At 41.5% G+C, this 21,254-nt stretch carries 15 protein-coding genes; 6 read left to right on the forward strand and 9 right to left on the reverse strand.

Translation table 11 applies throughout. The annotated features are described in order from the left end of the window. Positions 1 to 408: 408 nt before the first annotated feature. The 4 genes from B6N13_RS21905 to B6N13_RS21920 all read right to left on the reverse strand — a co-directional run bounded on the left by B6N13_RS21905 (position 409) and on the right by B6N13_RS21920 (position 6,780). Positions 409 to 1,146, reverse strand: a complete 738-nt coding sequence (locus B6N13_RS21905; protein WP_012071661.1) for a transporter substrate-binding domain-containing protein — start codon at positions 1,144 to 1,146, stop codon at positions 409 to 411. Between the two features lie 198 nt (positions 1,147 to 1,344). Next, positions 1,345 to 3,564 carry a polyphosphate kinase 1 gene (gene ppk1 / locus B6N13_RS21910; RefSeq protein WP_012071660.1) on the reverse strand — a complete coding sequence of 740 codons (2,220 nt, stop codon included), beginning with the start codon at positions 3,562 to 3,564 and terminating at the stop codon, positions 1,345 to 1,347. 145 nt (positions 3,565 to 3,709) lie between these two features. Further along, a complete protein-coding gene (gene hemB / locus B6N13_RS21915) occupies positions 3,710 to 4,705 on the reverse strand; it encodes a porphobilinogen synthase (protein WP_012071659.1) in 996 nt (331 codons plus the stop codon). Positions 4,706 to 4,854: 149 nt separating this feature from the next. Beyond that, a complete protein-coding gene (locus B6N13_RS21920) occupies positions 4,855 to 6,780 on the reverse strand; it encodes an ATP-binding cassette domain-containing protein (RefSeq protein ID WP_012071658.1) in 1,926 nt (641 codons plus the stop codon). A gap of 244 nt (positions 6,781 to 7,024) precedes the next feature. Between B6N13_RS21920 and hslO the strand changes: the two genes are divergently transcribed. Further along, complete coding sequence (gene hslO, locus B6N13_RS21925) at positions 7,025 to 7,900, forward strand: Hsp33 family molecular chaperone HslO (protein ID WP_012071657.1); 876 nt, start codon at positions 7,025 to 7,027, stop codon at positions 7,898 to 7,900. A gap of 18 nt (positions 7,901 to 7,918) precedes the next feature. Here the strand turns inward: hslO and B6N13_RS21930 are convergent, their stop codons facing one another. Beyond that, a complete protein-coding gene (locus B6N13_RS21930) occupies positions 7,919 to 8,320 on the reverse strand; it encodes a CBS domain-containing protein (RefSeq protein ID WP_012071656.1) in 402 nt (133 codons plus the stop codon). A gap of 348 nt (positions 8,321 to 8,668) precedes the next feature. On the opposite strand from B6N13_RS21930, the gene mqo reads away from it, so the two are divergent. Further along, a complete protein-coding gene (mqo, locus tag B6N13_RS21935; RefSeq protein WP_282434096.1) occupies positions 8,669 to 10,213 on the forward strand; it encodes a malate dehydrogenase (quinone) in 1,545 nt (514 codons plus the stop codon). Between the two features lie 92 nt (positions 10,214 to 10,305). Beyond that, the gene (locus tag B6N13_RS21940; RefSeq protein WP_012071654.1) at positions 10,306 to 10,578 is read left to right on the forward strand and encodes a YfcL family protein; all 273 of its coding nucleotides are present in this window, start codon (positions 10,306 to 10,308) and stop codon (positions 10,576 to 10,578) included. A gap of 99 nt (positions 10,579 to 10,677) precedes the next feature. On the opposite strand, the gene B6N13_RS21945 is transcribed toward B6N13_RS21940, so the two are convergent. Next, positions 10,678 to 11,406 (reverse strand): NAD(P)H-flavin reductase, encoded by a 729-nt coding sequence (locus B6N13_RS21945; protein ID WP_169460620.1) that lies wholly within the window; start codon positions 11,404 to 11,406, stop codon positions 10,678 to 10,680. Positions 11,407 to 11,539: 133 nt separating this feature from the next. Then, the gene (rho, locus tag B6N13_RS21950; protein ID WP_012071652.1) at positions 11,540 to 12,805 is read right to left on the reverse strand and encodes a transcription termination factor Rho; all 1,266 of its coding nucleotides are present in this window, start codon (positions 12,803 to 12,805) and stop codon (positions 11,540 to 11,542) included. A gap of 532 nt (positions 12,806 to 13,337) precedes the next feature. Here rho and B6N13_RS21955 point away from each other — a divergent pair. Continuing rightward, complete coding sequence (locus B6N13_RS21955; protein ID WP_012071651.1) at positions 13,338 to 14,855, forward strand: Ppx/GppA phosphatase family protein; 1,518 nt, start codon at positions 13,338 to 13,340, stop codon at positions 14,853 to 14,855. Positions 14,856 to 14,883: 28 nt separating this feature from the next. On the opposite strand, the gene B6N13_RS21960 is transcribed toward B6N13_RS21955, so the two are convergent. Continuing rightward, positions 14,884 to 15,174, reverse strand: coding sequence for a hypothetical protein (locus B6N13_RS21960; RefSeq protein ID WP_048814141.1), 291 nt, complete (start codon positions 15,172 to 15,174; stop codon positions 14,884 to 14,886). A 375-nt stretch (positions 15,175 to 15,549) separates the two neighbouring features. Here B6N13_RS21960 and B6N13_RS21965 point away from each other — a divergent pair, with 375 nt between their 5' ends. Both B6N13_RS21965 and amt read left to right on the forward strand, forming a co-directional pair. Beyond that, the gene (locus tag B6N13_RS21965) at positions 15,550 to 17,577 is read left to right on the forward strand and encodes a hypothetical protein (protein ID WP_012071650.1); all 2,028 of its coding nucleotides are present in this window, start codon (positions 15,550 to 15,552) and stop codon (positions 17,575 to 17,577) included. A 265-nt stretch (positions 17,578 to 17,842) separates the two neighbouring features. Next, positions 17,843 to 20,899, forward strand: a complete 3,057-nt coding sequence (gene amt / locus B6N13_RS21970; RefSeq protein ID WP_169460621.1) for an ammonium transporter — start codon at positions 17,843 to 17,845, stop codon at positions 20,897 to 20,899. Here the strand turns inward: amt and B6N13_RS21975 are convergent. Then, positions 20,874 to 21,251 carry a Na+/H+ antiporter subunit G gene (locus B6N13_RS21975; RefSeq protein WP_169460622.1) on the reverse strand — a complete coding sequence of 126 codons (378 nt, stop codon included), beginning with the start codon at positions 21,249 to 21,251 and terminating at the stop codon, positions 20,874 to 20,876. The genes amt and B6N13_RS21975 overlap by 26 nt on opposite strands. Positions 21,252 to 21,254 lie beyond the last annotated feature (3 nt).

Here is a 21,254-nt window from a genome sequence, read left to right on the forward strand (position 1 = left end):
CTGCTAAGCAGGGCGGGGTTTTTTCGTTTAGGCGGTGTAATAGGATTGCTCCCACATGCGTGTGGGGCTCTTTATCAAAGACACGCATGTGACAGTCGGCATCAGTCGTCAAGCTTTATATTAAGAAGGCCCTGATAGCTACGCTGTCAGGGCTTTTTTTCGTCTGCAGAAAATTCTTTTGCCTGTAGGAATACCATCTTGTCATTGCCTTCGCTTGCGCCAGTTTCGCAAGCTCAACGCGTCAGCGCGACTCCAATGCCAAGATAGCTAAAGGGAGGGGCGAATATTGATTCTGAAAATATTTAAGAGAGCTGCGGATATAATCAAATTAAAAAAGCCCTAGAAGTTATTATGCTCAATTGAGTGAGAGTTTACTTTTAGGGCTTGGTGGATATCAGGTAATAGGTCTTATTGTTGATTAAATTCCGCTAAGATTTCGTTGTAACGTCCAGAGGCTTGGAGTGATATTAGGCCTTTATTAAAAGCATCACGAAGTGCCTCTGCGTTTGGTGCTGACTTTGCTATCAATAGGTATAGATCATTTTCTTCTAGAGGAGGAAGAAGTATCTGTAGCTGAGAGCCATCAATGCCTGCGGCTTTAGCTGCTTCTTTTGCGACGGCTAAACTGTCTGCGTACAACTGCACTTCACCAGTATTCAATGCTTTAATGGCATCAGAAACTTCTGCGTATTCTTTAAGGTTTGTAAATGGGAAGTTATCAAATGATTCTCCGATTACAGTGCCTTTTAACTTGGCAATAGTGTACTGATCAAGCTCTTCAAATGAAGAATAATTAGTAAGAGGGAAGTCCGGCTTTTTGATTAAACCTGCTAAAACCGTATAGATAGGAATTGAAAAATAATATTCTTTCGCTCTTTCCTCTGAATAGTAACCGCCGACAATGGCGTCTTTGTCACCGTTTTTCGCGTTGTTCAATGCATTTTGCCAACCTGTGAATTCGATTGTAGAGTCATAACCTGATTCAGCAAGTGCTTCTTCTACAATGGCTGTAATGAAGCCGCCTTTCTCTAAACTTTCTGCATAAAAAGGAGGCCAGTTCATCGTGGTTAGTTCAATTGTCTGTGCCTGCAAGGTAAGAGGTATAGCCATTACTAGAGGTAAAAAGAATTTTGTTATTTTTTTCATAGGTTAATCCTGTTATTAAGAAGGGATTTTTTATTCTTACTCATTGTATGCATATTTTTGTTTATTTTATAGACAGCTGTCGTTAGTGGATAGAGGACGGTCGTATTTCTAATTTTGGAGGTTAATCATGTCTGGGGATGGGGGGTTCACAAAAAAGCCCAGCTTGGTGCTGGGCTTTATGTATAAAAGCGATCTAGATCATCGAGTATTGTCAGCCAGCTCACTAAGTAACGCGCGCTGAGCGCTGCGATATTCGCCTTTTCTAGGTTTGGATAGCTGGTACGAGCCGTCGCTTTGTAAAATCCAGCTTTGAGTATTATCTGTTAGATAGTATTCAAGTTCCTTTTTCACTCGGCGAGTCTGTTTATAATCCTGAAGAGGGAAGGCTACTTCAATACGGTTATTTAAGTTTCTATCCATACCATCGGCGCTTGATAAATAGACCTGAGGATTACGATTGTTGTAGAAGTAATACACTCGGGTGTGTTCAAGGAATCGACCGATTACACTTCTGACGCGAATATTGGAAGATATTCCTTTGATTCCTGGGCGTAATGTACAGATTCCTCGAACAATTAAGTCTATTTTTACACCCGCCTGAGATGCTTTATACAGGGATTGAACAAGTCTCTGCTCAGTTAAAGAATTCACTTTAATGATGATTCTAGAAGGGTCACCATTAAGGGCATTCTCCGCTTCTCTATTAATCATTTCTAGCAAGCGATCGCGAAGGGTAAATGGAGCATGTAATAGCTTTTTGACCTTCAGTTCTTTGCTCATACCGGTGAGTTGTTGGAAGACGCGATGAACATCATCACCAATTTCCTTATCACAAGTCATAAAGCTATAGTCGGTGTAAAGACGAGCATTACCTGCGTGATAGTTACCAGTTCCTAGGTGAACATAGCGAGTCAGATCTGCGCCTTCTCTACGGACGATCAGAATCATTTTTGCATGAGTTTTATGTCGAACAACGCCATAGACGACAATGGCGCCAGCATCTTGTAGGCGGCTTGCCAAGGCTAAGTTTTCAGCTTCGTCGAAACGAGCACGTAATTCGATAACGACAGTAACTTCTTTGCCGTTTCGAGCTGCTTCAACTAATGCATTGGCAATTGGTGAACGCGAACCTGTTCTGTATAGAGTTTGGCGAATTGCTACAACGTTTGGATCTTTTGCTGCTTCGCTTAATAAATCGATAACAGGTGAGAAGCTCTCAAACGGATGCATTAATAGATAATCACGCTGGCGAATCGCCTCGAATAATCCTCCAGAGCTGGCTAGTTTTCTAGGCAAACCCGGTGAAAATGGAGGATACATTAGGTCTGGTCGATCAACGAGTTCTAGTACTGCCATAAGACGGCTCAAATTAACTGGACCATCTATGCGATACAAGTCTTGCTGTTCTAAGTCAAATTGCTTAAGTAAAGAATCGACGATATGAAGTGGACAGTTTTCGGCGATTTCTAATCGTACTGAGCTACCGTAATGGCGACTTTGTAACTCTGTGCGTAACGCACCAGCCAAATCGACACCGATATCATCTGAGTCTACTTCTAAATCGGCGTTACGAGTCAGGCGGAATTGGAAACAACCTTTGACTGTCATGCCGGGGAATAACTGATCCGCATGGGCGTGAATGATAGAAGAAAGGAAAACTAGATTATCGCCACCTTCACACACGTCATCTGGTAGTTTTACCAAGCGTGGTAGCGAGCTTGGTGCTGGAACAATGGCGAGGCCATTTTCGCGGCCGAAGGCATCACGACCTTCCAGTTCAACAACAAAGTTGAAGGTCTTGTTCGCTAGTCTTGGGAACGGATGTGCTGGATCGAGGCCGATAGGGCTGATGATAGGCAGCACATTGTCACGAAAATAGCGTTTTACCCAAGCGGCTTGTTTTTCGTTCCATACGGTACGACGAATAAACTTAACGTTTTCATTCGCCAGTTTAGGCAAAATAATATCGTTGAGAATACGGTACTGACGACGTACTAGTTTGTGAGCATGTTCGCTAATTAAGCCGAGCACTTTTTTCGGATGCATGCCGTCAGGACCATTTTTTTCACGGCTGTATTCTAATTGGCTTTTTAAACCCGCTACGCGGATTTCGAAAAATTCGTCCATGTTTGAGCTGAAGATACACAGAAACATCAATCTATTTAAGATTGGATGGTTTTCATCCATGGCTTGTTCAAGAACACGTGCGTTAAATTGTAAGTGACTTAACTCGCGGTTGAAGTAGAGCTCTGGATCAGCCAGATCAATCTCTTCCGGTAGACGTTCTTCAATCGCTACCTTGTTGGGATCTTGTGGCTGTTCCGGAATGGGCTCTAAAACAAGCTCTGCATCCAACTCTAAAGGTGGACTAGGAATGGTTTCTTTTTTATCTATTTCGTTCACCGACTGCTCAGACATGCGCTTTAATTCTCTCTAAATACCGTTTTATTGTGTTGTTGGTATCATTGTTCCTTTGCCTACAGTATGTAGGCATATACTAACAAATTACACCAACGCAGCCTGCTGGTCACCGATTCTGTGCGTTTATTTTTACTAAAAGCCGTTAGCTTTTAGTTTTCAGCAGGCGTGCTGCATCTTTTGCAAAATAAGTCAGGATGCCATCTGCACCAGCGCGTTTGAATGCTAGGAGTGATTCCATCATTACTGTATCTTTATCTAGCCAGCCATTTTGAAAGGCGGCCATGTGCATTGCGTACTCTCCACTTACTTGATAAGCAAACGTTGGTACTTCAAGTTCTGTTTTCACTCGACGTACGATGTCTAAATAAGGCATGCCTGGTTTTACCATGACCATATCCGCGCCTTCCTCTATATCGAGCATCACTTCGCGGATGGCTTCATTAGAGTTGGCTGGGTCAATTTGGTACGTAAATTTATTGCCTTTACCAAGGTTACCGCTTGAACCTATTGCATCACGGAATGGGCCGTAGTAAGCCGAAGCGTATTTGGCTGCATATGCCATGATAAGTGTATTAATAAAACCTTCAGCTTCAAGTTCATCACGGATTTCACCAATGCGTCCATCCATCATGTCGGATGGTGCAACGATGTCAGCGCCTGCTTGGGCATGTGAAAGTGCTTGTTTTACTAGCGTGTCGACGGTGATGTCATTCAGCACATAACCTGATTCATCAATGATGCCGTCTTGGCCGTGAGTGGTATAAGGGTCTAGCGCAACATCTGTTAATACACCAAGCTCTGGGAAAGACTCTTTTAAAGCGCGAACAGCACGTTGTACTAAACCATTCGGATTGTAGGCTTCTTCAGCAAGTAAGGACTTTTTATCACTTTCGACAACAGGAAATAGCGCGATCGTAGGGATACCTAACTCGACAAGCTCTTTGGCTTCTTCTAAAAGTAAGTCGATAGAAAGGCGCTCAATGTTTGGCATGGAAGGAATGGCTTCGCGCACATTATTGCCTTCAATAATAAACATTGGGTAGATTAAATCGTCTGTAGTAAGGCGATGCTCGCGCATCAGGCGGCGAGAAAAATCATTTTTACGCATGCGGCGCATACGAGTGTATGGAAATGTCATCCAATATCTCTCCTTTTCGCTGTGTATGAATGTACTTTAGTATTGTTACAATACTAAGACAGTGCCAGATTAAAAGCTTTGTGTTAAGACAAAACTTTACTGATTTCTAGCACTTAGTCTTTGTTTATCCGTTCTTTTGGGGTTTAAGTTTAGATTAGTTGCGCTTCGGCTTCTTCAAGTTCCTCTTGTGCTTCGAACCACGCTTCTTCACTTTCAGCTTGGGCTTTTTTCCATTTCGCCTCATCACTCAATAAACTTTGCAGTTTGTTTCTTTGATCGGCTTCGTAAAGGCTTGAGTCAGCCATTGCTTCGGCAATACGATCAAGATGTTCTTGTGCTGCTTGAACTGCTTTTTCATACTTCTCGATTTGTTTGCGCAGCGGACGTAATTTTTCGCGCATTTCAGCCGCTTTACGGCGTTCTTCCTTACGATCCACTTTATCGATTTTATCTCCAGCTAATTCGCCTTTTTCAAGTTGCGCGGCACTGGCTTGTCTTGCTTGTAACCATGCATGATAAGCAGATAAGTCGCCATCGAACGCTTGGATTTGATGGTCAGCGACAAGGTAAAACTCATCGACGGTACTGTTTAGCAAATGTCTATCGTGGGATACCAATAAAATGGAACCTGGGAATTCTTGCAAGGCTTCAGTTAATGCTTGGCGCATTTCGATATCCAAGTGGTTGGTTGGCTCATCGAGTACTAATAGGTTTGGTTTTGTCCAAGAAATTAATGACAAAGCCAAACGTGCTTTTTCTCCGCCTGAAAAGCCTTTTACCGCACGCAGTGCATCGTCCCCAATAAAACCAAAACCCCCTAGGTAACGACGAATATCACTCTCAAGCACTTTTGGGGTGAGTCGTTGAATATGCAGTAATGGTGAGGCTTCTAAGTCGAGAGCGCTTAGTTGATGCTGTGAGAAATAACCGATCTTTAGGTTTTCTCCTAAGATGCGATCACCAGCCAAAATGCTAATTTCGCCAACAATGGATTTGATGAGCGTCGATTTACCCGCGCCGTTAGGGCCAAGTAAGCCAATGCGTTGACCATCTCGAAGGGCAAAGTTTGTGTTGCCAAGCTGAACGGTTTTTGTGCCTGATTCTGATGTATAACCCAAGTCTGCTTGAGATAAATTAATCAATAATTGTGAGGTTTTCTCGGCCACAGGGATTGTAAATTCAAATTGCGAATCAATATGTGCTGGGCCGATAATTTCCATTTTCTCGAGCATTTTTAAGCGGCTCTGAGCTTGCTTGGCTTTATCGGCTTTGTAACGAAAGCGATCCACATATTGTTGTAGGTGAGCGCGTTTCTCTTGTTGTTTTTCGTAGTTGGCTTGTTGTTGCGCTAAGTGCTCAGCACGTTGGCGTTCATAATCCGAGTAGTTACCTTTATAAAGCACCAATTGCTTTTGATATAGGTGAACAATATGACTACAAATACCATCTAAAAAATCTCTATCATGGGAGATTAATAATAAAGTGCCGGGGTATTGGCGCAGCCAGTTTTCTAACCACATGACAGCATCCAAATCCAAGTGGTTGGTTGGTTCGTCGAGCAAGAGCACGTCGGAAGGGCACATTAAGGCTTTGGCAAGGTTAAGGCGAATTCGCCAGCCGCCAGAAAAGTCAGACACGGGCCTCTGCATGTCTGTCATTTTGAAGCCTAGCCCTTGCAGAAGTGTTTCGCCTCTTGATTGAGCTGTGTAGCCATGAGCATTTTCATATTCACCTAGCCAACTTGCATGAGCATGATCGTCGCCACTTGCTTGTGCTTTGGCAATATTGCTTTCTATGTCTCTTAGACGATCGTCACCATCTAGACAATAATCCAAAGCACTGCGTTGCGTTTCTTCAACTTCCTGAGCCATAAAAGCAATACGGCGTTGTCCTGGCAGAATAACTTCGCCAGTATCAGCATGTAGCTCGCCTTTGATCATGGCGAATAAAGAGGATTTGCCAGCGCCATTAGCACCAATCAGACCGACTTTTTGACCTTCAAAGATGGTGAGGTCGGCTTCTTCAAGTAGGAACTGAGTGCCACGCTGTAAACTAACTTCAGTAAATTGGATCATAAAAACTAGGAATCTCTTATCTCTATTAATGAGAAGTGATGTTGGTCGTTTCAATAGAAAGTACAATGCGAAACATTTTAGAGTGCTGCTAGACTAAACGAAATAGCAAGCGTGCATATTCCCAGTACATTTCCTAGTTAATCACGGTTTAAAGTAGATGATTGATCGTCTCAAGGGTAAAATGGCGGCAATATTTATTTGAACTTTTTTAGTTAGGCTTTTCGGCCTGAACAAGGTGTGCTTTGTGAACAATGTAACCATAAACGAAATCCAGCGTTTTTCCTTTGATAATAGTAATGTTCGTGGTGAACGCGTGTTACTGAATGACGCTTATCAAGAAATCATTAAGCGTAAGCAATATCCGCTAGCGTTAGAAAAACTCCTTGGTGAGTTTGTTGCTGCAATCGCGTTATTAAGAGACATTGTCAAAATAGATGGTGTGTTATCTATTCAAGCTAAGGGCTACGGCTTTTTGTCGACTTTGATGACAGAATGTGACGAGCACCAAAATCTTCGTGGTATTGCTCAATGGGATGAAAGCCAAGAAGTGCCAGAGGCTATTTCTTTAAAAGATGTACTTGAAGGTGGTTATTTGGCGATTACTATCCAACCACGTAATGGCCAGCGTTACCAAGGCATTGTCGAGATCGTTGGTGACACCTTGTCTGAATGCCTTGAGCAGTACTTCTCTCAGTCAGAGCAGTTACCAAGCCGAGTTTGGCTGGCGGCCAACGGTGCACAATGTGGTGGTTTGTTCTTGCAGCGCTTGCCAGAAGAACAAGCGAAAGAAGGTGATGAGGATGCTTGGGAGCGTTTGACGCATCTTGCTTCTACGGTTAAAGAAGATGAATTGCTTGGACTTGAAACTGGTGAGTTGCTTCATCGCCTATACCATGAAGAAGAAGTTCGTCTTTATGACACTAAAGTGATGCAATTCGGTTGTTCATGCTCTCGTCAGCGTACTTTAGATGCTGTGATGTCACTAGGCACTGAAGAAATACGTGAGCTTCTTATTGAGCAAGGTAGCGTAAAAGTAGACTGCCAATTCTGCGCAGAAAAGTATGAATTTACCGAAGCCGATTTGGTTGATTTGCTCGGTGATCAAGCGAAAACTCACTAATTTAAAAGACTACAGACGCTAAAACGTGGCGTGATTGACAAGGTCGCGCCACGAAATAATACCAATGACATGATCTTCATCGTCTGTTACTGGTAAACAGGAAATATCTACTCGTTTTAGCCACGCCACAATTTCTTCTACTGGTGTTTCTGCTCTTACTGTAATGGGCTGGCGTGTCATCACTTGATGAGCAGCTCTATTTAAGGTGTCTAGATCTCTAGGTTGCTCTGAAGCACTGTCTATAAAAGGGCTGATTAGGCGCAACAAATCCCTGTCTGAAATAATACCAACCAGTTTATCTTTTTCGGTGACTGGAAGATGATGGAAGCCATTCGTTTCCATAATTTGTTTGACATTGGGCAAGCGCTCATCCATGTCGACACAGATGACATTCTTTACCATGATATCTTGTGCTTTCATTGCCATACTCCCCAGTACCCTAAATTATAGAATTTAGTATATTTATACTGAACATTAATATTTAAATATAGTAGCCAAATCGAAGCATGTTTTTTCTTAATGTTGTTAACATCGCCTTTCTTGTCGCTAAAGTCAATAAAATGAACGCTATCGTGAAAATTGAAATGTGAATATATCTACATTCTTATACTAAGGTCTCAAGACATTATTTTTAAAATCCGTATAATTAACCCACACCTGCTCAGAATCCCTTATTAAGCTGATTTTCTATGGATTTTTGGCATACGAGCAAAGGCGTTCTGAGGAGAGGGTGGAGAAAGTAAAGCAGAGCATTCTGAAATATTACTGCTGGCCAAAAGCCTCTTTTCTACATCACTCTCAAATTCACAATTGGCTATGACACGGCGAAATCATATGACCTCAAATTCTGTAGACGTTTTACTAGTCGGGGGCGGTGCCATGAGCACCACCCTAGGAGTGTTACTAAAGCAATTAGACCCTAGCATGACCATATTAATGGTTGAACGTTTGGGTAGTATCGCAAAGGAAAGTACCGATGGCTGGAATAACGCTGGTACGGGCCATGCCGCATACTGCGAGCTTAATTATACTTCTGAAAATAATGACGGTTCCGTTAATATTGATAAAGCAGTTAAAATTAACGCCGCCTTTGAAATTAGTCTCCAGTTCTGGTCCTACCTTGTGAAACAAGGATTGATGCCAGCGCCACAAGAGTTTATTCATCGTGTGCCGCATCAGAGCTTTGTTTGGGGGCAGCGCAACGTTGACATGCTAAAAGCACGTCATGCAGCAATGAGTGCTCATCCCGCTTTTAGAGAAATGCAGTACACAGAAGACCGTGAAAAAATGAGAGAATGGATGCCTCTTGTTATGAATAACCGTAATGACAGCGAACCACTTGCTGCAACACGAGTTGAGCATGGTGCTGATGTAAACTTTGGTGCTATTGCTCGTAATATGAGTAAGCATTTAGAAGGCTTAGATAACTTTGAATTAAGTCTGAATTGCGAAGTAAAAGGTTTGCAAAAACGCTCTGATGGCCGTTGGGATGTAGAGATTGAGCAGAATGGCGCGTGTAAAACCATTGACGCTAAATTTGTATTTCTAGGTGCTGGTGGTGGCGCTCTACCTTTACTGCAAAAAGCAGAAGTAAAAGAAGGGAAGGGTTTTGGTGGTTTCCCTGTGAGTGGACAGTGGTTAGTTTGCGAAAAGCCAGAAATTGTTGAGCAGCATTTTGCGAAAGTTTATGGTGCTGCGCCTATCGGTGCTCCGCCTATGTCTGTTCCGCATTTAGACACGCGAATTATAGATGGCAAAAAAGCTATTTTGTTTGGTCCATTTGCTGGTTTTACGACAAAATTCCTGAAAACAGGTTCATTCTTCGATCTGCCGAAAAGTGTTCGTTTTGATAATATCAAGCCGATGCTAAGTGTCGGCAAGAATAATATGGATCTAACTCGCTACTTGATTAGTGAGGTGATGCAATCTCATAAAGATCGTTGTAATTCATTGCGTCAGTTTTTTCCTGATGCAAAAGATGAAGATTGGGAGCTTGCGTACGCTGGGCAGCGTGTTCAGATCATCAAGAAAGATGAAAAATTGGGCGGTAAGCTAGAGTTCGGAACCGAAGCGATTACCACCGAAGATGGTTCTCTTGCTGCTTTATTGGGTGCTTCTCCGGGAGCTTCAACAACTGTGAATACTATGATCGGTATTCTAGAGCGCTGTTTCCATGAGCGTGTAGCATCGCCTGAATGGCAAGCGAAAATGAAAGAAATGGTGCCTTCTTACGGTGAATCACTGGTAGAAAATACCGACTTACTTCTTTCTATCCGAGCGAATACATTAGAGACTCTAAACTTAAAGCCTTAACGTAATTTATGTAGATAGGATAAGTTTTCAAAAGCTGGGAATCCCCCAGCTTTTTTGTATATTACATTAATAGCATCATTGTGAGATTGAATATGACAATAACCTTTGCTGAGCGCGCAGATCAGTTGTGTGACAGATTACGAGATATGGAACATCAAGCGGAAGAGGGCGATCAGTTATTTTACTGCGCGTATCTTCTAGGGCTTTTGGGCTTACATAGCAGTACCGAAGGAGAAGGGCAAGATGAGTTCGACCGTGCTTTCACTGAGATCTTGCAAGACACGCTGGAGGCCGAAGGTGTAACCGATAGCGATCAAGAGAGTATCCAAGCATTGTGGGAAACGGTAAGCTCCACAGCTGTTTAGTTATTGATATATCTATTTGAACAATAAAAAGGGAGCACCAAATATGCTTATTTGGTGCTCCCTTTTTATATCCATCACTTTGTATTTTAATAAATGGTATTAGAGTACTGGTTTATCTGGATGTGGTGCATAAGCAAAAACATCAGAAAAACAGTTCTCTTTGCTAAGGCCTTTTAGTTCTAATTGATCTAATGTGCCATACACCATGCCAACCGATCCGCTGATAAAGGCAACGCTTTTACTTAGATCTGGATGATCTGCTAGAACCGCTTCATATAACCAGCCGCTTCGGCCGTGCCATTTGTCGCCTTTCTCATTCACTATAACGTCTAGCGTAAAAGGTGTGTATTTGTGGGCTTCTTCTAACCACTCTTGAGCAAAAACATCTTCTGGCGTTCTTAATCCCCAGTAGAATGACACATTGCCAGTGAAATTCTGCTCAACCAAATGGCTATACAGACTTTTAATCTGAGCAAAACCTGTTCCGCCAGCAATCAGCAAAATATTTTCTGGGGTGGAGTCTAGGGCGCCATTCGCAATATGGCAGTCGCCACCCGGTGCTTTAATTGTAATACTGTTGTTGGATTTAATGTGCTCAACGACTTTGCTGGCAAGAGACGCAGAATCTGAAACAAGAACATATAACGTCAAATAAGGTAGTTCATGTGGTGCGCTACCGATGGAGTAAGGAACTTGCTCGCCAGTTGGTAATGTCACTATTAAATATTGGCCGGCTTCAAACGTAAGATCATCCACCTTTAAAGTAATTTGATATACATTTGGGTTTATTGATTCGACTGCGTTTACCGTCGCGGTAATCTCTTTCATTTAAACTACTCCAATATAAGTCACGCTCACCTTAAAGTGGTGGCGGTGGAATTAGGTTGATCATTTAAGTAAAAAAAAACCACTTCAGGAAGTGGCTTTTTTACCGCAGACTTCTTGCTGCAGGAATATCTACTTACTTATTTTTGCCTTTCATTGACTCAAAAAACTCATCATTGGTTTGAGTTACTTTTAGACGGTCAATCAAAAATTCTGTTGCTGCAACGTCTTCCATAGGGTTCAACAGTTTACGAAGAATCCACATGCGTTGTAGTTCATCTTCAGATGTTAGCAAGTCTTCACGACGAGTGCCTGAGCGACGAATGTTGATTGCAGGGAAAGTTCGTTTCTCAGCAATCTTACGGTCCAAGTGCAATTCGGAGTTACCAGTACCTTTGAATTCTTCAAAGATAACTTCATCCATTTTTGAGCCAGTATCAACAAGCGCGGTTGCGATAATTGTTAAACTACCGCCTTCTTCGATATTACGTGCAGCACCAAAGAAACGCTTAGGACGTTCAAGTGCGTTGGCATCCACACCACCAGTTAATACTTTACCTGATGAAGGGATAACCGTGTTGTAGGCACGTGCTAAACGTGTGATGGAATCCAATAAGATAACTACGTCACGCTTATGTTCAACTAGACGTTTTGCTTTTTCGAGTACCATTTCAGCCACTTGAACATGACGAGTTGGTGGTTCATCGAATGTAGAGGCAACCACTTCACCGCGAACAGTACGAGACATTTCGGTTACTTCTTCAGGACGTTCATCAATCAGCAACACGATTAAATGACATTCTGGGTTGTTACGAGTAATAGCATTGGCGATGTTTTGTAACATAAACGTTTTACCGGCTTTCGGCGGAGAAACAACCAATGCGCGTTGACCTTTACCCATTGGGGCAACAAGGTCAATGATACGAGATGTCACGTCTTCAGTAGAGCCGTTACCAGCTTCCATCAATAAACGTTCATCAGGGAATAATGGTGTTAAGTTTTCAAAAAGAATTTTGTTACGGACGCTTTCAGGCTTATCAAAGTTAATTTCACTGACTTTTAGTAGCGCAAAATAACGTTCGCCATCTTTTGGTGGACGAATTTTTCCGGCGATAGTGTCGCCAGTTCGTAGATTAAAGCGTCTGATTTGGCTTGGTGATACATAAATGTCGTCCGGGCCTGCTAAGTATGAACAGTCAGGTGAACGAAGGAAGCCAAAGCCATCTTGAAGAATCTCTAAGATACCGTCGCCATAAATGTCTTCCCCACCTTTCGCATGACGCTTTAGGATTGAGAAAATAACATCTTGCTTGCGAGAACGAGCCATATTTTCTATGCCCATTTCTGCTGCGATTTCTAAAAGTTCGTGTACTGATTTCTGTTTTAAGTCGGTAAGGTTCATAAACGGGTTTTGTATTAGCTCATTTGAGGAAAATTGACGGAATTAGAGTTAATAAATTAGTAACAATAATTTGTGTCTGGAAGTATTTTACAATGTATCAGCTACTCGGCACCAAAAACACAAAACAAGAAGGTTAGATTATTGTTCTGTTTTTCACTAGCCCGGATAGGGCAAAAGCCAATACAGCGCGAAACAATTTGATTGGGATCTAAAAGTGATCTACTTACTGCTTTATCACTATCAAGACCATCCATACTATAGTTCGACTTAAAGGCGAGGTCTATAGTGAAATTCAGGAAAAAAACACTTTCTGGTAATTTTTTGATCAAACACAGGCTTTTGGGGGGATTCGCTAGGTGTTTTTTTTAAAATTAGTCATTATTAGACCTTGCTTTTCCCTAAAAGTCGCTAAATTTTATAAAAAATTCATCAAATGCCCCGTTGTTTTTGGTGTTTTGTTGCCAATGACATGGGCCAGTAACTGATATACTCTTGTTCTTATTAAGACTTCGGCAATCATAAGGCTTTCTGAATGCAATCACTCTTTTTGCAACAATCTCATGACTTTCCATTTGAAAAAATTGCTGCCATTGACTTGGGGTCAAACAGCTTCCATATGGTTATCGCCCAAGTTACTCATGGGCAGTTAAGAATCACTGGAGAGTTTGGGGAAAAGGTTCAGTTGGCCGCAGGTTTGGTTAACGGTCACCTAGATGACGCCTCTCAACAGCGGGGGCTGGACTGTTTAGCGCAATTTGCGCAAGTGATTGAAGACATGCCGCCAGGCTCCGTTCGTGTTGTTGGTACCAATGCCTTAAGGGTCGCCAAAAACCGTTACGACTTTATTGGTAAAGCAATGGATATCATGAGTCATCCTGTCGAAATCATTGCGGGTCGAGAAGAAGCTCGTTTGATTTACGTGGGTGTGTCTAGAACCATGGATCATGGTGACTCGAAAAGATTAGTGGTTGATATCGGTGGTGGCAGTACTGAGTTTATTATAGGTAAGCAGCTGGAACCAATATTGACGGAAAGCCTTCATATGGGCTGCGTGAGTTTTAAACAACGGTTTTTTGATGATGGCGTTATTAATAAATCTAATTTTCAGAAAGCGGTCACCGCAGCGCGTTTAGAGTTGTTGAGTATTCAGGACGATTATCTTGATGAAACGTGGGATGTGGCGATAGGTTCGTCAGGTACAGTTAAAGCGGCTTTCAATATAGTTAAGGAAAACAATTGGAGTAAGAAGGGTATAACGCTAAAAACACTAAAACAGATTCAGAAAGCGTTGTTTGCCGCAGGACATGCTGACAATATTGAGTTGCCAGGCCTCAAACCTGAACGAAAAAGTACCTTTGCGGCAGGTATTGCTATATTAACAGCAGTATTTGAGTGCTTTGATATTAAGCAAATGGATTTTTCGAATGGGGCATTAAGGGAAGGTGTGCTGTATGACATTATGGGACGTTATGCCGAAACAGACATTCGTGAACGTACTGTTAACTATATGTTGAACCAATATCATATCGATACAGAGCAAGCAAAACTCGTCACAAATACTGCATTATCGGCTTTAGCCCAAGTTAAAGAAGATTGGAATTTAAACAGTATTTCCAGCGAAGATTTATTGCGCTGGGCAGGCCTTCTTCATGAAGTCGGGGCTGGTATTTCACATAGTCGATACCATAAACATGGTGCTTATATTATCCGTGAATCAGATATGCCAGGATTTTCTCAGCAAGAGCAACAAGCGCTGGCTAACTTGATTCTTCGACATCGCCGCAAGTTTACTCAGTCTCTGGATTATCGTTTTACAAAAAGTGATCAACAAGATTTGGATCGTCTGTCCATTTTACTGCGATTATCTATCTTGTTGCACCATGATCGAAAAGAAGGTGATATGCCTATATTTACCTTAAAAGCGGATAATAAAAGCCTTCATGCAGAGTTTTTACCTGAATGGTTAGACGGTAGACCGCTTACTTTAGCCAATCTTCAGCGCGAAGCTGAGTCATTAATTTCTGATGGCTATACTCTCACATTTAGTTGAGTAAGATAGAAAAGTCGTTGCTTTGCTCCTAGGTTAGCTTATCTATTGATCTATACAGGGCTGCGACTTCTTCTCGTTGCAGTCCTGTCACTCGTGATAAACGACCAATACTGGATGAAATTTGAACTGATTCTTTCCCTTCCTTGTCTTGATCTTCTGACTTTTCAGGTTGAAGCTGCGATGTGAGAAGTTGTTTAGCACGGTCAGACAGCTGGACAGGGTCTTGTCGTTGCGTTGAATCTTGGCGTGCAAAAGCGTCCGTCGAAGCCGTTATGCTGGGCAGATACAAAGGTTTGCTAGATACAGATGAAATCGACAAAACAGCCACCTGAGATAGTTGTTTGAGATACCCTATAGAGTAGTACAAAAAATGATCTAAGTGTATTTTTGTAGCGCTGAATTATTTGGAATTAAATGCAGCCATAAAAAAAACTTTGTATACAGCAAACATAGCCTATAACTCACCTTTCAAGAAAGCTCTCATATCGTCCATTTTTCTATTTATTTTGTGCACACATTCACCATATTAGTGTCATTGTTATGTAAGGATGATATTGTTTGCACAATGTCTATCAACAAACAATTAATTAAATAGTGCATTTAACAGGTGAGCATTCTGCTTTATATCATGTCGTTTCATAGGTAACGTGAATGATTATCTGTTGTAGGTTATTTGCTTCAAAAAGGATGCCGCATGAGCCAAGAAAATCTTCCAATAGAACATCTTTATTTTACTGAGACAAATTTAGAGCAAATCTTAGAAAATTTGGATGTAGTTCGTAATCGAATCCATCCACAGTCAACAGATGAAGAAGGTATAAATGAACAGGTTTTTCCATCTGTTTGCCTAATTGGTTTGGGGCGTTGTGGTTCTAATATCGCTTTGGATGTCGCATCACTAGTATACGATGCTAGAGCAAACTATATGCGTGAAGTAGAGAGCCAAGAAATATTAGATAGTGAGAGTGAATTCAGACCTATGCGCTGGATTCGCAAACACTTGCCACTTGAAGATAAAGATGGTTTTAAACCAGTTTTTCTTATTGAACCTATTGTTCTACTGGGTGATTTAGATAAAGATATTGAAGGCAGAATTCGTTTTTCTAATCAGGAAGGACGAACTAAATTTCTAGAAGAGTACACCAAATTGCAAATAATGGACTTGTCTGAAGTGCATGCTGGTGGCGCAGGTAACGCTCCGATTTTAGGGCAATATCTTGCAAAAATTATTCTAAACAAAGATGCGACGACGTTCCGTAATGAAAACTGGAAACAGATGCATTCTTATCTAGTTGATTCTTGTGGTATCAAAGCCAATCAATCACGTCTTTATTTTTATATTTTTAGTGCTGGTGGTGGTACTGGTTCTGGTATGGCGTCTGAATTTGGTTTAGCGCAACAATTCTCTTACTTAAGTAAAACCTTTGATTATCGTTCCGATCAAAGCCAAATGGCGGATAAACGTCATAGCTTTGTTTTTGAACCTATTTTTACTTCTGGTATTTGTATTTTACCGAACATATCAGGAAAAAATGTTGAGATTTCTGAGGCATTGCATATTAACGCAGGCCGCTTGTTGACCAAATATATTTCTGAAGAGTGGAATTTCTCGTATAACGAAGAGCGTGAAGACGACGAAGTGCCAGCGGATGTAATGGAACGTATTCGTCCTTGGAATTCTATGATGCTGATATCTAACGATATTATGCGTTATGCTGAAGAGGAAAACGGTGGTGATTCAGATAATATTGATGTAAATACTATGGAAAAATACGCTAACCAGTATATTTCCCAGCAAATTTTTAACATCTTGACAGCTCAAGCAGTGACAACAGATTACGACGAAGACTACTTCCGTCGTGCGGGTATTGATATTGCTGAAACTATCCGTTTGGACGCTAACGACTTATTTATGAGTTTGGCGGGCCCAGTTGCTGTGGCTTATGCTGAAAGCGTGGTGAACGAAGGGACACGTCAGGATAGTGTTGATATTGATGACTTATTCTGTCGCTCAATTGAGTTGCCACACTTTAATAACGACACATCTGCAATTGAAGGTGTTAGTGTGTTGCCTGTTGAGTCTGATCGATACCGAGAAGCGATTAAGAATTATCGTAAAAGCGGTTATGATGCGACGGCATTGAACCATCTACATTTCTTCAAAAACTGTTCGTCTATTGTTTCTATTATTTCTTTGCCAAGAGACTACAAACTGTCTTTCACTGCATTGAATCGCTTAAAAATGCATTTGAACCGCTTGTGCCCAAATACAACTTTAAAGCGTTACGCGCTTGTTATTGGTGCATCAGCAAACTTGTCATTAACGACACTTATCGCTAAAAGCCCATGTTTAAGTGATGACTTTTTGACGCTAATGGTTGCTTATATGAAGCGCTGTTTTGCTCGTGATGATTATCGCTACACGGATGAGATTGACAAAGCGATTATCAAAATGATCCAAGATGATAGTTTTGATGATGCCTTGATAGATAAGTTCTTTACTACCTATGAAAACCCAGCAAAGATTCTAGATACCAACTGGTACGCGATTAAGCCAATGTACGAGAAAAAGTACCGTGAGCTTATTGATAACAATCAGCGTTTTGTTTCTATTAATGACATTCGTTTGGATATAAACAACGTTAAAAATGCGATTAAATATCTTCGTGAAATTTATCGTCATCGCATCAGTAAAACTAATGTTCTTACACTAAATGGTTAATTTCATTTAGTTAAATGCCGAATGGTGGTTGTTTGAAAAAGGCTACTCAATTACATTTGAGTAGCCTTTTTTGTTTGCTCTGTTTTTTTATAACTGCTGGCTAATCTCAATAGTTGGCTTAACTATTGAATAACTAAGTTAGCGCTTCTATTTTTGTGGCTTATCTTTACGTTTTTGTTCTTGTGCCCTTATATGGTGTGCGTAATTCGCCCCACGGTATTTAGCATGGGCCTTTTTGGTGCGGTTTTAACTGTTTAGGATGTATATGGCAGAATACTATTGGTTGTTGGTGGCCTCTGCGCTTGTATTTATGATGCAGGCTGGCTTTTTGTGTTTAGAAAGTGGTCGTATTCGCAGTAAAAACAGCATTAACGTCGCGGCGAAAAATATATCTGATTTTATAATATCGACGACATTATTTTGGTTGTTTGGTTTTGGCATCATGTTTGGTGACTCTGTGGCAGGGTTGTTTGGTGCTAGTGATTTCTTTTTTGATGATCGGCACACGCCTTGGGAAATAAGCTTTTTTCTTTTTCAAATGATGTTTTGTGGTACCGCAGCAACGTTAACGTCTGGAGCGGTTGCTGAGCGCATGACATTCATTGGCTATCTGGCAATCACAGTTGTTTTAAGTGCATTCATTTATCCTATCGTTGGGCATTGGGCTTGGTCTGGTGTGTATCCTTCAGAAGGACCAGAAGGTTGGCTTGAGGCTCTTGGTTTTATTGATTTTGCGGGTTCTACCGTGGTGCACTCAGTTGGTGGCTGGGTAGCATTAGCCGCGATTATCATTATTGGACCTCGCCTTGGACGCTTTGAAGAGGGGATACGGTTACCACCTGGTAATAATCTCCCCTTGTCTGCTCTAGGAACGTTATTAATTTGGTTTGGTTGGATTGGTTTTAACGGCGGTAGCACATTAGCGCTAACCGATGCTGTGCCAATGATCATTCTAAATACCTTTATCTCTGCGGCTTGGGGGGCGCTAATCGCTGCTGGAATTAATTATTTCCGCGATGGCTATATTGAGGTGGGCTTTGTGCTGAATGGCACAATTGCTGGTTTGGTAGGCATTACTGCTTCTTGTCATGTGGTTTCACCTGGGGCATCCGTTATTATTGGAGCTGTTTCTGGCGTAGTTGTGTATTTCGGTAGTTTACTGATGGAGCGCTGGAGTTTAGATGATGCATTAGATGTTGTTCCAGCGCATTTATTTGCGGGTATATGGGGGACTTTGAGCGTCGCTTTATTTGGACAGACAGATAAAATTGATAATGGTTTGGGGTTTTTAGGGCAGCTTGGGGTACAAGCATTAGGTATTGTTGTTATTGGATTCTATTGCTTTGTGGTGGGTTATAGCTGCATGTGGCTGCTGAATCGTTTTATGCCGCTACGAGCGAGTAAAGAGCAAGAAGAGCAAGGTTTAAATGTTGCAGAACATAGAGCTACAACCGAATTATTTGATTTATTAACCTCCATGCAATATCAACAAAACAATGCGGATTTTTCAAAACCCGTACCGGAGGAGCCTTTTACTGAAGTTGGACAGATTGCTCGGAAATATAATCAAGTTATTGATCGAGTGAGTACTGAAATTGCGCAGCGAGATGACGCTTTGATGCGTTTTCAAGAGAGTGAAATGCGTAAGTCTGCGATATTGAATTCATCAATGGATTGTATTGTCACGATTAATCGCTTTGGTTCTGTAATAGAGTTTAATCCAGCGGCGGAACGAACATTCGGCTGCCTAAAAAAACAAGTCGAAGGTAAGAGTTTTATCGGTCTTTTTATTCGCGAAGAAGACAGAAAGAAAATTTTCGAAAGCTTGAACTCAGGTTTTTCTACATCAAACGGATTGATATTGAATCGACGTAATCCGTTTCGCTTACAGCGTAGTCCTAATAATGATTTTCCTGCTGAAATTGCGATTACTAAGGCCAATGCTGACTCTTCACAAGAAAGTGAATATACACTTCATATTAGGGATATGACTCGCCACGTGAAACTACAGGAACGCCTGAAGTTCCTAGCCTATAGTGATCCATTAACCAGTTTGTATAATCGTACTTATTTGATGGACTCTTTAATCAGCGCTTTGCTTTTTGCTACCAAGCAAAAGACGTCTGTTGGATTGCTGTTTTTGGATCTGGATAATTTCAAAATCATCAACGACACATTAGGTCATAAAGCAGGTGACGAATTACTGTGTGAAGTGGCTAGACGTTTAATTGCAGTGTCTGATCAGTTTGATGTCATTGCTCGTTGGGGCGGCGACGAATTTGTCTTTATGATGACGAAAGATGTCACTGAAAGTCGTTTGGCGAAGCGAGCGCAACAAATTTTAGAGGCCATGCGAGCGCCAGTTTGTTTAAACGAGCAATATTTCACCATACCAACGAGTATTGGTATCGCCTACACCGGCGAGCAAAGTTTGGATGCCGATAAGTTGATTCAACAAGCTGATATCGCAATGTATTGGGCTAAGGAAAAAGGTCGTGATAATGCGCAATTCTTTACACCTGAAATGTCCAATATTGTCACGAAAAAATTTGGTTTTGAGAAAGAGATTAATGATGCGCTTGCATCAGAACAGTTTTCTTTAGTTTTTCAACCAAAAGTCTTTATGGAAAAAGAAAACATCCTCGGTTTAGAGGCGTTGATCCGCTGGAATCATCCAACCAAGGGGCTTATTCCACCTGCTGACTTTATTCCAATGGCGGAAGAGTCTAACTTAATCTCTAGAATTGATGAGTGGGTGATTGATCAAGCTTTATTACAGCAAAAAGCATGGCGTGATCAAGGTTTACGGATTGTTCCTATTGCTGTGAATCTTTCTGGGCGGCATTTGGTATCGGACTCTCTGGTGTCTTATATCTCACAGAAATTAAATGCTTACGGTATCGAGGGATGCTTGCTAGAGATTGAAATTACTGAGGGGGTGCTACTCCAAGATATTCAGCGCTGTATCGAGGTGATGGCAGAATTGAAAGAGTTAGATATTAGAATCTCAGTAGATGATTTTGGAACAGGCTATTCGTCGCTAAGCTATTTAAAACGGTTACCGTTGGATATCTTGAAGATTGATCATTCATTTGTTGAAGAATGCGATCGCCATATTGAAGACGCTAAAATATGTGAAACCATTGTTCACTTGGCGCGAAATTTAGAATTGGTGATTGTTGCGGAGGGGGTAGAAACCGCTCCGCAAGCAGATACGTTGAAGTCGTTAGGCTGTGAGATCTTCCAAGGCTACTATTTCCATAAACCTATGGTAAGTGCTGATATTGCCAAGTTGCTTATTGAGGATCTTGTGATTGGTTAGGTGTTTCTCTATTACGGATAGTTTCCATAAGTTCTTGGTTCTGCGTTTTTTCTAGCGGCTTAGTGCGATAGTGCAGTGCCGTTTTTGCAATCATATTGGCCGCGACCGGTGCGGTAATCAATAGGAATAAGGTAATCAAAAACTCTTGAATGGAAAGGAATCCTTTTAAATGGCTTTGAAAGATCATTGATGCAACTAACACACCAGTAATTCCCAATGTAGATGCCTTTGTTGGACTGTGAAGGCGCATGTAAATGTCAGGCAAACGCGCAAGACCATAAGAGCCTATCAACAGAAAAATGCCTCCAACAAGCAAAGACACGCAGATGATGATTTCGAGATAAAAAGGCATAAC

This window comes from Marinomonas sp. UCMA 3892, assembly GCF_012726345.1.
In the GTDB taxonomy this organism is placed as follows: Bacteria; Pseudomonadota; Gammaproteobacteria; order Pseudomonadales; family Marinomonadaceae; genus Marinomonas.

Coding starts and splice junctions, on each gene's coding strand:
- rho (WP_012071652.1), bottom strand. CDS start 12,805: ATGAACCTTACCGACTTAAAACAGAAATCAGTACACGAACTTTTAGAA.
- B6N13_RS21940 (WP_012071654.1), top strand. CDS start 10,306: ATGACAATAACCTTTGCTGAGCGCGCAGATCAGTTGTGTGACAGATTA.
- B6N13_RS21920 (WP_012071658.1), bottom strand. CDS start 6,780: ATGATCCAATTTACTGAAGTTAGTTTACAGCGTGGCACTCAGTTCCTA.
- B6N13_RS21975 (WP_169460622.1), bottom strand. CDS start 21,251: ATGCCTTTTTATCTCGAAATCATCATCTGCGTGTCTTTGCTTGTTGGA.
- B6N13_RS21965 (WP_012071650.1), top strand. CDS start 15,550: ATGAGCCAAGAAAATCTTCCAATAGAACATCTTTATTTTACTGAGACA.
- B6N13_RS21905 (WP_012071661.1), bottom strand. CDS start 1,146: ATGAAAAAAATAACAAAATTCTTTTTACCTCTAGTAATGGCTATACCT.
- B6N13_RS21930 (WP_012071656.1), bottom strand. CDS start 8,320: ATGAAAGCACAAGATATCATGGTAAAGAATGTCATCTGTGTCGACATG.
- amt (WP_169460621.1), top strand. CDS start 17,843: ATGGCAGAATACTATTGGTTGTTGGTGGCCTCTGCGCTTGTATTTATG.
- B6N13_RS21955 (WP_012071651.1), top strand. CDS start 13,338: ATGCAATCACTCTTTTTGCAACAATCTCATGACTTTCCATTTGAAAAA.
- ppk1 (WP_012071660.1), bottom strand. CDS start 3,564: ATGTCTGAGCAGTCGGTGAACGAAATAGATAAAAAAGAAACCATTCCT.
- B6N13_RS21945 (WP_169460620.1), bottom strand. CDS start 11,406: ATGAAAGAGATTACCGCGACGGTAAACGCAGTCGAATCAATAAACCCA.
- hemB (WP_012071659.1), bottom strand. CDS start 4,705: ATGACATTTCCATACACTCGTATGCGCCGCATGCGTAAAAATGATTTT.